Origin of the sequence: Nocardiopsis metallicus (assembly GCF_014201115.1) — a bacterium.
GTDB lineage: Bacteria > Actinomycetota > Actinomycetes > Streptosporangiales > Streptosporangiaceae > Nocardiopsis > Nocardiopsis metallicus.
In genome coordinates this window covers 4656711-4669863 of record NZ_JACHDO010000001.1, presented here as the reverse complement: position 1 = coordinate 4669863, position 13153 = coordinate 4656711, and the positions used below count along the sequence as shown (strand labels likewise).

At 68.3% G+C, this 13153-nt stretch carries 13 protein-coding genes; 6 read left to right on the top strand and 7 right to left on the bottom strand.

The window, feature by feature from the left end; translation table 11 throughout:
• Positions 1 to 35: 35 nt before the first annotated feature.
• Complete coding sequence (locus tag HNR07_RS20300) at positions 36 to 959, top strand: TatD family hydrolase (protein ID WP_184366350.1); 924 nt, start codon at positions 36 to 38, stop codon at positions 957 to 959.
• Positions 960 to 1070: 111 nt separating this feature from the next.
• Here HNR07_RS20300 and rsgA read toward each other — a convergent pair whose 3' ends face one another.
• From rsgA to HNR07_RS20265, 7 genes are all read right to left on the bottom strand, one after another.
• Positions 1071 to 2168, bottom strand: a complete 1098-nt coding sequence (gene rsgA, locus HNR07_RS20295; protein ID WP_184372377.1) for a ribosome small subunit-dependent GTPase A — start codon at positions 2166 to 2168, stop codon at positions 1071 to 1073.
• A 289-nt stretch (positions 2169 to 2457) separates the two neighbouring features.
• Entirely contained in the window at positions 2458 to 3024 is a 567-nt protein-coding gene (locus HNR07_RS20290; RefSeq protein ID WP_184366349.1) for a trypsin-like serine protease, read from the bottom strand.
• On the bottom strand, positions 3006 to 3884 hold the full coding sequence (locus HNR07_RS20285; RefSeq protein ID WP_312893914.1) for an MHYT domain-containing protein: 879 nt from the start codon (positions 3882 to 3884) through the stop codon (positions 3006 to 3008). Before HNR07_RS20285 ends, HNR07_RS20290 begins: the two co-directional genes overlap by 19 nt.
• A gap of 213 nt (positions 3885 to 4097) precedes the next feature.
• Entirely contained in the window at positions 4098 to 5567 is a 1470-nt protein-coding gene (gene ltrA / locus HNR07_RS20280) for a group II intron reverse transcriptase/maturase (protein ID WP_221318691.1), read from the bottom strand.
• 636 nt (positions 5568 to 6203) lie between these two features.
• Complete coding sequence (locus tag HNR07_RS20275) at positions 6204 to 7013, bottom strand: transposase family protein (RefSeq protein WP_184371353.1); 810 nt, start codon at positions 7011 to 7013, stop codon at positions 6204 to 6206.
• Between the two features lie 191 nt (positions 7014 to 7204).
• A complete protein-coding gene (locus HNR07_RS20270) occupies positions 7205 to 7963 on the bottom strand; it encodes an MHYT domain-containing protein (RefSeq protein WP_184366348.1) in 759 nt (252 codons plus the stop codon).
• Between the two features lie 226 nt (positions 7964 to 8189).
• Complete coding sequence (locus tag HNR07_RS20265; protein ID WP_184372372.1) at positions 8190 to 8732, bottom strand: TetR/AcrR family transcriptional regulator; 543 nt, start codon at positions 8730 to 8732, stop codon at positions 8190 to 8192.
• 248 nt (positions 8733 to 8980) lie between these two features.
• Between HNR07_RS20265 and paaN the strand changes: the two genes are divergently transcribed.
• From paaN to HNR07_RS20240, 5 genes are all read left to right on the top strand, one after another.
• A complete protein-coding gene (gene paaN, locus HNR07_RS20260; RefSeq protein ID WP_184366347.1) occupies positions 8981 to 10654 on the top strand; it encodes a phenylacetic acid degradation protein PaaN in 1674 nt (557 codons plus the stop codon).
• Between the two features lie 156 nt (positions 10655 to 10810).
• The gene (locus HNR07_RS20255; protein WP_184366346.1) at positions 10811 to 11512 is read left to right on the top strand and encodes a carbonic anhydrase; all 702 of its coding nucleotides are present in this window, start codon (positions 10811 to 10813) and stop codon (positions 11510 to 11512) included.
• 352 nt (positions 11513 to 11864) lie between these two features.
• Entirely contained in the window at positions 11865 to 12365 is a 501-nt protein-coding gene (locus HNR07_RS20250) for a hypothetical protein (protein ID WP_184366345.1), read from the top strand.
• A 98-nt stretch (positions 12366 to 12463) separates the two neighbouring features.
• A complete protein-coding gene (locus HNR07_RS20245) occupies positions 12464 to 12835 on the top strand; it encodes a hypothetical protein (RefSeq protein ID WP_184366344.1) in 372 nt (123 codons plus the stop codon).
• 61 nt (positions 12836 to 12896) lie between these two features.
• Complete coding sequence (locus HNR07_RS20240) at positions 12897 to 13142, top strand: hypothetical protein (protein WP_184366343.1); 246 nt, start codon at positions 12897 to 12899, stop codon at positions 13140 to 13142.
• Positions 13143 to 13153: the final 11 nt, after the last annotated feature.

The following is a 13153-nucleotide window of genomic DNA, read 5'->3' as shown; positions in this document are numbered from 1 at the left end:
ACCACGGCGGAGCAGCACGACAACGGGGGCAGGGCATGGGTAAGCGCAGTGGCAAGGCGGTCAAGGAGCGCAACGCGCAGACGCCGCCTCCGGCACCTGAGGGCCTGCGGGTCTCTGTGGCCGACAGCCACACCCACATGGACATGCAGACACCCGAGGTCGAGGAGATCATCGCCGCCGCCGAGGCCGTGGGGGTGACCCCGCTCGTGCAGGTGGGGGTCGACCTGCCCTCCTCGCGCTGGGCGGCGCAGGTCGCCGAGGCCCACCCCGGCAAGGTGTGGGCCGCGGTGGCGCTGCACCCGAACGAGGCTCCGCGGGTGGTGCACGGCGACGGCGCCGAGGGCGTGGAGGCCGACGAGACCGACTGGACGGAGAAGGCCCGCCCGGCCGGCGGGATCGAGGCCCTGGAGGCACAGCTCGCCGAGATCGACGCGCTGGCCGCCCTGCCGCGGGTGGTGGCGGTCGGTGAGACCGGGATGGACACCTTCCGCACCGGGCCCGAGGGCGCGCGTGCGCAGGAGGAGTCCTTCCGCCGCCACATCGCCATCGCCAAGAAGCACGGCAAGGCCCTCATGATCCACGACCGCGAGGCCCACGAGGACGTGCTGCGGATCCTGGCCGAGGAGGGCGCTCCGGAGCGGGTGGTCTTCCACTGCTTCTCCGGTGACGCCGACATGGCCCGGGTGTGCGCCGAGCACGGCTACTTCATGAGCTTCGCGGGCAACGTGACCTTCGCCAGCGCCGAACCCCTGCGCGAGGCGGCCAAGGTGGCCCCGCCCGAGCTGGTGCTGGTGGAGACCGACGCTCCCTTCCTCACCCCCAAGCCCTACCGGGGCCGCCCCAACGCCCCGTACCTGATCCCGCTCACGCTGCGCGTGCTGGCCGAGACCAAGGGCATGGGCGAGGACGAGCTCGCCGGGATCGTCGCGGACAACGCCCGCAGGGCCTTCGGGTTCTGAGAGGCAGGGGCGACCCCTCCCCCCAAGATGATCTTGCTACCAGGAGCGAGTTCGGCGCCGAACTCGCTCCTGGTAGCAAGATCACCGGGGATGAGGGGTGGGGGCGGCCCGTCAGTAGCCGCGTTTGCGGCGGGCCGCCTCGCGGCCGTGGCGGTCGTTCTTCTTCCATTCCTTGCGGCGTTCGGCGCGGAGCCGGGCGTCGCCGCGGGACCGGTTCCACTCGGCCTCGCGGCGCAGCTTGTACCAGCGCTCCAGACGCCGGGTGTCCAGCTCGCCCTCGTCCACCGCCGCGTTGACCGCGCACCCCGGCTCGTCGCCGTGCGCGCAGTCCCGGAACCGGCACCGCTCGGCCAGTGCGTTGATGTCGGCGAAGGTGCGGTCCACCCCGCTCTCGTCCCCGGGCACGTCGATGCGGCGCACCCCGGGGATGTCCAGGAACAGCGCGCCCCCGGGCATCGGGATCAGCTGCCGATGGGTGGTGGTGTGCCTCCCCCGCCGGTCCTCGCGGATCGCGCCGGTCTGCATGACCGTCTTCCCGGCCAGGGCGTTGAGCAGGCTCGACTTTCCGGCGCCCGAAGTGCCGAGCAGCACCCAGGTGGCGCCGGGCCGCAGCCGTGCGGCCAGTTCCTCCAGACCCAGACCGGTGTGCGCGCTGACGGTGTGCACGTCGGCGCCGGTGGTGGCGGACTCGACCAGTTCGACCACCTCGGGCAGGCGCTCACCGGCGAGTTCGGCCTTGGTGATCGCGACGACCGGGGTGGCCCCGCTGGTCCAGGCGAGGGTGAGGAAGCGCTCCAGACGACCCACGTTGGGCCCCTGGTCGGCGGCCTCGCAGATCAGGACCGCGTCGATGTTGGCGGCCAGGACCTGATCGTGGGAGTCCTTGGCCACGCCCTGGCGGACGAGGGTGCCCGAGCGCTCCAGGACGGCCTCGACCAGCCAGGTGTCGCCGGAGCGGCGGACGGCCACCCAGTCCCCGCTGGTCGGAGCGGTGGCGGGATCGGCCTCCGCGGCTTTGCGGACGGCCGGGGCGAGTGAGGCGGTCTCGTGCTGGGGGAGACGGATGCCCACGGCTCCCCGGCGGGCCTCGGTGACCCGTGCGGGGAGCAGGACGTGTGTCGAGTGCCGGGCGGCGGCGTCGAAGGCCGTCTCGACACGGGGGTTCCAGCCGAGCCCGCTGAGCGGGTGGCCGAAGGTGTTCTCGGGCATGCTGGTGGTGCTGTGCTGACTCACTGTGCTCTTTCGGTAGAGCGCGAGCCGGTGCCTGGGGCGGGTCGAACGCGACCTACGGCTCGCTGACGACGGGAAGACGGGTGTGGGAACCAGGCGTGGTGCAGGCCATGGCTTGCTCCTCTCGTCAGCGGCCGGCGCGGACCGCACGGCACGCACCGACCCTAGGACAGGGCCCGTGGTCGGTGCCAATGGTTTTTCGAGGGTTCCCCGGATCCGACGGGGGAGCTTCCGGCGGGAGGCTCCCCGCCGGGGCGGGCCGTTTCGCTCAGGCCGCGCGTCGGGCCCTGACGCGGTGCACCGCGAAGGCGGTGCCACCGGCGACGGCCAGCACGGCGACCACAGCGGCGACCGCGTCGACGTCGTCGTCCGGGTCTGCCCCGGCGGAGCCGTCTGCCCCGGTGGAGTCGGACTCATCGGCGGAGTCGGAGTCATCGGTCGCGGCGGAGTTGGTCCGCATGGTCTCGATGATCCAGTCGGCGTAAGCGGGCGCACCGGTGTAGAGGCCGGGGCCCTGCGAGCACGGCACGTCCGGGGCGCCGGGTCCGGAGGTGACGCCGATCAGCTCCCCACGGCCGTCCTGGCCGTCCCGGCCCTGTCGGACCTGCGGCCCGCCGGAGTCCCCGAAACACGCCATGGCCTCGGGCACGGTGGTGACGGTGCACAGCCGGGTCCGGTCCGCCCAGCCGGGGGCGCACTCGGACTCGTCGCCCCTGCGGGTGTCCAGCTCCTGGAGCCGGTCCGGGAAGTCGAACCCGGTGTCCACGGTGGTGCCGAACCCGATGACCCGGGTCGCCGTGCCGGGCTCCCCGGCCCTCAGCGGCGCCTGGTCCACACGTCGTCCCCGGGCCGGGACTGTTGCCGTGGGACGGGTGCCTCCGGTGCCCCGTGCCGGGGCCGGTAGGAGGCGTCGGTGCTCTGTACGGTGTGCTCCGCCGCCCGGTGGGAGGGACGGGTGTAGTCCCTGCGCTCGTACTCGTCCTCGCCGCCCAGCAGCAGGAAGAGGCTGCAGATCAGAAGGAAGACGAACAGCCCGATGATCACGGGCAGCAGCAGGTCGCGCGCCTTGGCTCCGTCGGGTGCGCCGATGGGGTTGAAGTCGGCCGGAGTGACGTGGAGCCCGGCCATGCCGGTGTAGTGCATCGCGGTGACCGCGGTCGCCATGACCACCGCGGCCAGGGCGATGCCGCCCAGGTGCTGGAGGTTGCGGGCGAACCACAGCGCGGTGGTGGCGGCGGCCACGGCGATCACGCACGAGAGCGCCACGTAGGCGGGGTCGTGGTGCGTGCTCCCGTGGATGTTCATGGCGGCCACACCCGTGTAGTGCATGGCGATGACGCCGACACCGACCAGGGTGCCGCTGGCCAGGAGGCGGCCCGTGGTGGGCCGCCGCAGCACCAGGTGGAGGGCGATCAGGACGACCATGATCGGTAGGGCACCGCTGATCACGGTGAGGAGGACGTCGTAGCGCAGGGGGGAGCCGGTGACGGAGTAACCGAACATGGCGACGAAGTGCATCGCCCAGATGGCTATCCCGCCGATCGAGAGTGCTGCGAGGCCCAGCCACTGCCAGCGGAAGAAACCCGTCGCCCGACGGGCTCTGGAGGCGAAGGCAAGCCCCAGGAAGGAACCGACCGCCGAGATGATGTAGGCGGTCGCGGGCGTCATCCAGCCTTGGGGGAGGAGATCGGACACGTTCCCTGTTCTCTGCTTTCCATGATGCAAGTCACAATTGTGGCTTCTGTTCATGGAGCGTAGAGATGTCGTTAATTCGGCGCTAGGGGAGCATTCGCTTCTTCAGTAGGGTCGGACCGTGGCGCCTTACCGTGATCACTCACGACAGGTTTCCACGGCCCGCCCTCCGAACCCGCCGTGCGCCTTTCAACGCAACGGGCTCTCCACGGTTCCTCAACAGGTTGCAGGTCGTGTGGTCCACGGGGTGGGAATCGAATACCCCCTGAACCGATACCGGGACACCGTGACGTTGGATGCGCCACGGAAAACAGATCCCTGATAGGCGAGCCGCCACCCACGATCGGTGAACCGCCGCCTCAACTCACGCAGACCAATATTGGAGTGCTTGCGGCGGATCCAAGAAGACAACCTCCACCAGGAAAAGGAATCCACAGTGGAGAACATCTTCTTGGACACACCATGACGGAAGTAGTTCGCCCACCCCCGAACCATCGTGTCCACCTCCGCGATCTTGCGTTCGGTGGCCGTGTTCCGGGTGGGTCTGTTCGTTGCCCGCCGCACCCCGTCCTTGATCGCCTGAACGGATTTCTTAGACGGGATGGTGTAGACGTACCGACGTCGGGTCCCTCTCTTCACCCTGCGGCGAATATGAAACCCGAGGAAATCGAACCCCTGGTCGATATGGACAACCCCGGTTTTCTCCTCGGCCAAGCGCAGCCCTAACGGGGTCAGTACCTGGCTCACCTCTTCTTTCAAGACCTCGGCCCGGTCACGGCTCCCTTGCACCATGATGACGAAGTCATCAGCGTAACGAACCAGTTTCCAGTTACCGATTCCCTTCTGGCGACGAACACGTCTACGGTATGCACTGGTTTCCCATTGCGCTGCGATGTATTCGTCCAGTGCTGACAACGCGATGTTGGCCAGCAACGGTGACAGGATTCCGCCTTGCGGCGTCCCGGTGATGGTCTCCTCTCGATTCCCGGACTGTGTCATCACGCCGGATTTCAAGAACGATTTCACCAGCGCGTTGGTCCGCTTGTCCTTGACCCGTCCTCTCACCCTATCCATCAAAGAGGTGTGATCGATCTCGTCGAAGCACGCTTTGATGTCGGCTTCCAGAACCCAGTGGTGGTTCTTCACCGGTGAGGCGAGGCTGTGGATCTCGGCGATCGCGTCCTGAGCGCGCCGGTTGGGCCGAAAACCATAGGAGCAGGGAAGGAAGTCCGCCTCGAAGACCGGTTCCAGCACCGCTTTCAGTGATGCCTGAACCACTCTGTCGATCACGGTGGGGATCCCCAGCTTGCGCAGCTTCCCGCCCGCTTTGGGGATCGCCACCCGACGTACTTCACTGGGTCGGAATTCCCCGCTTTTGAGCAGGTCGCGCACCTGTTGGAGGAACGCATCCCTTCCGATACGGGATCGGACCATGTGCACGGTGACCCCGTCGACTCCTGCTGTCCTGGCACCTTTGTTCCGGGCGGTGCGTTCGAACGCATCGACCAGGAACGCCGGATCATAGACCAGGTTGAATACGTCATCGAACCTGCGTGAAGAATCCTCCTTCGCCCATTGATGGAGTTTGGTCTGCATCTTCCGTACCCGAAAGTAGGCGGTATCGGAATCCGGCCATACGATCGAAGCTCCGGTGTTCACCGGTGCGTCTTCGGATCTTGCATTCACCTGTGTTCTCCTTGGAATCGCTGCCGCCCTTCGCCATGTGACCGGCTTTCCCGGTCTCGGACTACTACGGCGTCTCCGCCCCACTGGCCTTCTTCGGTGAGCATCGCACCTATCCTTTCCTTTCTCGATGGCATCGAGAAGGGAAGGGAGTGAGGACCGGTGGTTCCCACGTTCGCTGTTCTCCGATCGACGGGCGAGGTACCCGGCTTTACCCCCGCAGTATCGCCCTGGTTACGCCGTAGACCTTCACCAGGGCCTCCCTGCCAGATCTCACATACCGGCTCGGGAGTTTTCCACCACGAGAGAGAACTATGGTCCTCTCCGTTGGTGGATGCGCACTGCTTTCCAGCCCGGATCCACCGGGTTAGAGCTGGCGAAAAATTAGGGGGTTTTATGGCACCGGTTCCTTTCGTATACCGTCCCATCTCGCTAACCGCGGCATGACCCATCCGGTAGTACTGGGCCATCCAGGCATTGTCAGGGCTGCTTCCCGTCCTTGGCGGCGATCTCCGCTTCAGACTGCCCCTTGCTTCACCTTCTCGCTACGACGAGAAGGCGGCGGAGTTGCTTTCACCTCCACTCGGATATGTGTTTGAACAGCGCCTCGTGGCGCACGTGAGGTTTTCTCAGCGAAGATCATTTCCACTGCCTGTTGAGGACAAGAGCCGCACGGGCGATGTCTCCGATCCGGCTCGGGCTAAGCGTGACGTACTTCAGCGTCCGCCAGCGCTCCTTGAGTTCGGCGGCGGTGCGCTCACCGAGCGCACGCACGTGCCGCAACAGCGCGTTATACATCCGTGTGTCCACGTGCAGAGCCCCTTCGCCCTGGCCCGTAGGGCGCTTGATGGGGGTGTGCACGCCGATACCGGCGCCTTGGTAGCCCTTGTCAGCCAGGGTGGGCAGGCCCTCGGCCGCTGCCTTGTACAGGGCGGGCAGGGCGTGGAGGCGGGCGGCGGTGATGTCGGGGGTGGATCCGGGCTCGACTGCGGAGACCCACAGCGGGGTGCCGTCCGGTGCGGATAGGAACTGGATGTTGCCGCCGAAGGCCTTGTGTTTTTGGCTGAACCACAGGTCGTTGCCGTTCTCGCGGACGCCCGCGAGGCGGTCGGAGGCGATCAGCGTGCCGTCCAAGACTACGCGCGCTATCCCTTCGTTGTGGCAATTGGCCAAGACTTCGTGCAGGTCGGGGGCCTGGCCGGCGAGGACGTCGATGCCTTCGTGTAGGTAGCGGTAGCTGGTGGCCTGGGAGATTCCGGCGTCACGGGCCAGGCAGTGCACACAGCCGCGCTCACGGAACCAGCGCAGCACCAGCACCGCTTGGCGGAACGGCCCGAGTGCCCGTGAGCCCTTCGGAGTGGCGATGCTTCGGCGGTGGGCGGCCAGGTGTCGGGCGAGGAACTCGACGATGTGGCGTGGGACGTCGAGGGTGGCAGAATAGGTGACCAACGTGAAGCCTCTGGTGGTTACGGACATGATCTTGTGGTGAGACCTGTCCTACCAGGGGCTTTACGTCTGCTCGCATCCAGGTGCCACTCGTCCGGCCCGGCGGGGATCCGAAAATCACCCTGCTCCGCAGAGATCATTTCGCTGAGAAAACCTCAGTGGCCTGATGTGGCCAATATGCGGTCGCGGGGTTGTCAGCCGACGTTGTTTCTGTCGCGGTGACGGGACTTGTTGTCCTCGCCCGCGTTCAGCAACAGGAACAGGCTGCAGACCATCAGGAAGACGAACAGCCCGGTGATCAGCGGCAGCAGCAGGTCCGAGGTGTTCGCGCCGGGCGGCGGGGTGAGCGGGACGTGCTCGGCGGGGGTGAAGCTCATGCCGAACATCCCGGTGTAGTGCATGGCCGAGACGGCGATGCCCATCAGGAGGGCGGCGAGCAGGGAGTAGGAGGCGCGGCGCACGTTCAGGGCGAACCAGAGCGCCGTCGTGGCCGCGCTCACCGCGATCACGCACGCCGCGCCCACGTAGACGGGGTCGTGGTGCAGGTGGCCGTGGACGTTCATCGAGGCCATGCCCATGTAGTGCATACCCACCACGCCGGCCCCCGCGATCAGCCCGCCGCTGATGATCCACGGCTTGCTCGGCCGCGTCGTGGCCAGGGTGAGCGCCACGAACATCACGCCGATCGCCAGCAGGCCGCTGAGAACGGTCAGCGTGGTGTCGTAGCGGATCGGCGCGCCCTGGACACGAAAGCCCATCATGGCGACGAAGTGCATGGACCAGATGGCCGTGCCGCCCAGGCAGGCCGCGCTCAGGGTAAGCCACAGCCAGCGCCCGGCCCCGGCGGCATCCCTGGAGAGCAGCGCGAACCGCAGTCCGATGAACGAACCGGTCACGGAGAGGACATAGGCGATGGAGGGTGTCCACCAGCCGTATGCGAAATGGTCGATCATGGCGAGGGCTCCGGGGAGAAAGTGTGCGGGAGGCGAAAAAGGCACGGAAAAGCAGAGAGGAAAGGAGGGATGAATCTACTTTAGGACCTTTATTTCGGCCTTTGGCTCGCCAAGAACCTGCTCCGGGGGCTGGTGGCGGAGGTCAGAGGTGAGAGCTACCGCCTGGTAGGAGCTTTCGGTGTCCGGGGGGCGACGGGTGATGCTGGGCACAGGCGAGCCCGGGCGCTCAGTCCCGGTGGCTGCGCAGGCCCTCGAAGGCGATCCGGCACAGGGAGTCGGCGAGCTCCTCGGCGGCCATGCCGCGGTCCGGCTTGTACCACTCCACGATCGAGTTGACCATGCCGAAGAGCAGGCGTGAGGCGACCGCGGGGTCGACGTCGCTGCGGATGTCGCCGTCCACGACACCGGCGCGGACCAGGTCGGCGATGAGGTGGTCGAACTGGCGTCGGCGCTCCAGGGCGTGCTTCTCCACCTCGGTGTTGCCGCGTACCCGCAACAGCAGGGTGACGTGCGGCAGCTCCTCCACCAGCACCCGGACACTGCCGCGCATCACGTGTTCGAGCCGCGCGATGGCGGGTCCGGTGACGGCGCCCTCCTCGCGGGTGACCTCGAACAGGGCGTCCATGGCCAGGTCCAGGGACTGGCGCAGCAGTTCGGTCTTGCCGGTGACGTGGTGGTAGATCGCGGACTTGGTCACGCCCAGGGCGCGGGCCAGGTCCTCCATGCTCGTGCCGTCGTAGCCGCGTTCGTTGAACACGCGCGCGGCCACGCGGAGCACGGAGTCGGCGTCGTGCCCCGGTCGGCCGGAGCGGCGCCGACCGGTCTGGCGCGAGGAGGCTGGTTCGGTTGCGGAAGATCGGGACACGGTTGTCGAATCTACCTTGTGACGGGGACGGACGTGCGGGAGGCGGCCGACCGGCCGTGTCCTTCCTCCCACGAGGACTTGCTAACTTAACGAACGGTCGGTTAGTAACGCACTATAGAGCCCGGACCATCAGCTGAGAGAGGGCGTAAGCCGTGCCGACACACCACCCGGACCTGCTCGAACGACACCGAGGAACCCTTGACGCCGCCGTCGCGGCGATCCGCGGGCGGCACCACCACAGCGCCTACCCGGAGTCGCCGAGCCGCTCGGTCTACGGTGAGGAGGCCGCCCCGGAAGGAAGGGCCGCCTTCGAGGCGCTGCTCGGCAAGGACTTCCCGCTCGACGGGCCCGGCGACCGGGGCCGCGTGGCCACCGAACGCTCTCCCTACGGCCCGGCACTCGACGTCACCTACCCGCGGGCCGACGCCGAAGCCCTCCTCGCCGCCTCCGGCCGGGCCCTCGCCTCCTGGCGGCGCGTGTCCCTGGAGGTGCGCGCGGGCGTGTGCCTGGAGATCCTCGACCGGCTCAACCGCCGCAGCTTCGAGATGGCGCACGCCGTCCAGCACACCACCGGCCAGTCCTTCGTCATGGCCTTCCAGGCGGGCGGCCCGCACGCCCAGGACCGGGGGCTGGAGGCGGTGGCCTACGGCTACGACCTGATCGGGCGCTACGCGGGCGAGTCCCGGTGGGAGAAACCCCAGCGCCGCGGCGGCCCGGTCACGATGGCCAAGCGCTACACCGCGCGCGGCCGCGGGATCGGCCTGGTCATCGGCTGCAACACCTTCCCGACCTGGAACTCCTACCCCGCGCTCTTCGCGGACCTGGTCACCGGCAACACCGTGATCGTCAAGCCCCACCCGGGCGCGGTACTGCCGCTGGCGATCACCGTGGCGGTCGCCCGTGAAGTGCTCACCGAGCAGGGCATGGACCCCGACGCCGTGCTGTTGGCGGCCGAGGCCCCCGAGGACCGCATCGCGGCCGATCTCGCCCTGCGCCCCGAGGTGCGGATCGTCGACTTCACCGGCTCCACGGAGTTCGGCGACTGGTTGGAGGACAACGCCCGGCAGGCCTTCGTCAGCACGGAGAAGGCCGGGACCAACACGGTGGTGGTGGACTCCACGGACGCCTACCGCCCGATGCTGGGCAACCTCGCCCATTCCCTGTCCCTGTACAGCGGCCAGATGTGCACCACCCCGCAGAACATCTACGTCCCGGCCGGAGGTGTGGACACCGACGAGGGGCACAAGGGCGCCGACGAGTTCGCCGCGGACCTGGCCGTCGCCGTCGCCGAACTGGCCGCCGATCCCGCGCGGCTCGTGGGCGTGCTCGGAGCCGTGGTCAACGACGGGGTGCGGGAGCGGGTGGACGCGGCCGAGGGGCTGGGGGAACTACTGCTCGCCCCGACGTCGCCCGTCCATCCGGAGTTCCCCGACGCCGTCGTGCGCACCCCGGCCCTGATCTGGCTGGGCGCCGAGAACCGGCAGGTGTACGGGCGCGAGCACTTCGGCCCGATCTCCTTCGTGATCACCACGGCCGACACCGGGGAGTCCCTGCGCCTTCTCGGCGAGACCGTCGCCGAGAAGGGAGCGATCACCGCGGCGGTCTACTCCACCCGCGAGGGCGTGCTGGAGCGGGCGGAGCAGGCCGCCCTGGAGGCCGGGGTGAACCTGTCCGCGAACCTCACCCAGGGGGTGTTCGTCAACCAGTCGGCCGCCTTCAGCGACTACCACGGTTCGGGGGCCAACCCCGCGGCGACCTCCGCGCTGACCGACCCGCGTTTCGTGGCGGGCCGCTTCGACTTCGTGCAGTCTCGCCGCCACGTCTGAGAAGTCCGTTACGGCCGTGTGGAACCGTGTCCCGTTTCGGCCCCGGCGCGTTAGGGAAGCGTCAATTCCCTTGTCTCCCCTGATGCGCCGGGAGTAGCTTTTATCCGCTTTGCAAGCAAAAGTCATTTTGTTCGTGAAACGGAAACAGAGGCCCCCATGGCCATCACCCGTCGCGGCGCCTTCAAGGCGTCGCTCCTCGGCGGTGTCGGCGCAGCCGTCGCCACCACCCTCCCCTCCTCCGCCTGGGCTGGAGCCGCCCCCGCCGGGGCCGTCACCGGCGACGCCAAGGAGGCCCTGCGCCTGCTCAAGGAGGGCAACAGACGCTGGCACCGCCACGTGTCCCAGCACCCCCACGAGAGCAGGGCGCGCCGCGCCCAGCTGGTCGAGGGCCAGGAGCCCTTCGCGGTCGTCCTGGGCTGCGCGGACTCCCGGGTGCCCCCGGAGCTGGTCTTCGACCGGGGTCTGGGCGACCTCTTCACCATCCGCTCCGCGGGCCAGGTCCTGGACGGTTCCGTGCTCGGCAGCCTCACCTACGCGGTCGAGCACCTGCGCACGCCCCTGATCGTGGTGATGGGCCACCAGAGCTGCGGAGCGGTCGACGCGGCGGTGCAGGCGCACCGCACCGGCGAGCTCCCGCACGGCCACGTCGGCGGCCTGGTCGCGGAGATCCTGGAGGTGGTGGAGTCCACCCCCGACGACGGCGAGGACTTCCTCGACGACTGCGTCCGGGCCAATGCCCGGCACATCGCGCGGCGGCTCCGCGAGGACGGCGAACTGGGTGAGTTCGTGGCGGACGGAAGGTTGAAGGTCGTGGCCGCCCGCTACGACCTGGAGAGCTCCAGGGTCACCTGGCTCTGAGTTCCAGCGAGCCCCCGCAGATCCGCCGAGCCCCGCCGGGCCGTCCTTCCGGCGGGGATCCGCCGTTCCGGGCCGGTGGCGGAAGTCCCGAAGGGCGTCAAATCACGCAGACGCCGCTGACGGGGCCACCGAGCTGTTTTCTTCTTTTCTGGTGCGCTATACACATATCCAGTAGAAAATTCCCCTGTCGCATTTTCCGGCCTCCCAGCTGATTAACCAGCCAAGACGCGATAAATGCCGGAAAACCCTGCGCGCGCGAGCCCGCGGTCCTATTCTCGTGCTGTCCCCGAAGGACGTTTTCCGATCCGCCAGCGGACCGGTCCCAGCAGACCCGGATCAGGGAAGGAACGCCGTGCTCGCCATCGACCAGCAGATGCGGGAGATGCTCCAGACGCCCGGGGTGTGCAGTGTCTGCCTCGTCGACTGGCGCGACAACCGCGTCCTGAACTGTGTCGGCAGTGATGAGAGCGACCGGGTCACGGGCACGTCGGCGATCCTGCAGGCCATCCACGGCGGTCCGCTCTGCGCCAGCCAGGTGGTGGAGGACGTGGTCGTCACCGAGGGCGACCACCACCTGCTCTTCGCGGTCCTGCGCGGCTCCGAGTTCTGCGTCCAGGTGCGCCTGGACCGGAACCGGGGCAGCCTCGGCTTCGCCCTGCACCGCCTGCGCAACCTCGCCGACACCGCCGAGGTCCCGCGCCGGGAACAGGACCGCCCGCCGCGTCGGGGCCGTGGCGGTCAGGTCCGGCCCCGTGCCCTGGTCACGGTGGAGCGCCCGGTGCTGGAACGCGTCCTGACCGCACTGCGCTCCCTGTCCCTGGGGCTGTTCCGGACCGGAACGGTGGTCGTGTGAGCGGTGGCAACGCCCCGCGCCGCCGCGCTCCGGGACTGCGTCGTTGGATCGCCGACCGGAGAGTGCTGCGTCGGCTCAACCAAAGAAAAGAGAAGGACATGCCGAACATCGAAGCCGGGCTCAAGGAAATGATGGAGATCGACGGGGCGGCCGGTGCCGCCGTGGTCGACTACAGCAGCGGGATGGCCCTCGGAACGCTCTCCACGAACAAGTCGTTGGACCTCACCGTCGCCGCCGCCGGGAACACCGAGGTGGTCCGGGCCAAGATGCGGACCATGGACCAGCTGGGCCTCAACGACGCGATCGAGGACATCCTCATCACCCTGTCCGGGCAGTACCACATCATCCGCCCGCTCACCAGCCGCAAGGGGCAGGGGCTCTTCCTCTACCTGGCCCTGGACCGCACCCGGGGCAACCTGGCCCTGGCCCGGCACCGCCTCAAGAGCATCGAGGAGACCCTGGAGGTCTGAGCCCGCGGGGCAAGGGGCAGGATTGCCGGTGACCACCCCCCACCGCGCAGGGAGACCGGCCATGTTCCGGATCGCGATCAGTCGGCTCACCGACGACGGCCAGCACATCACCACGGAACACCGGGGCACCGCCATGTCCGTGGACGAGGCGCTGCTCGCCCTTCGCGAGCACCTGCCGGCCGTGGACACCAGCGCGTTCGAGAGCGACGCCGTGCAGCGCTCGGTCAACCGCGTCAACGACTTCCGCCACGACGTGCACACCCCCGACGGAGGCCGCTACCGCGTGGTCATCGCCCCGATGATGTGAGCCCGGCGCCA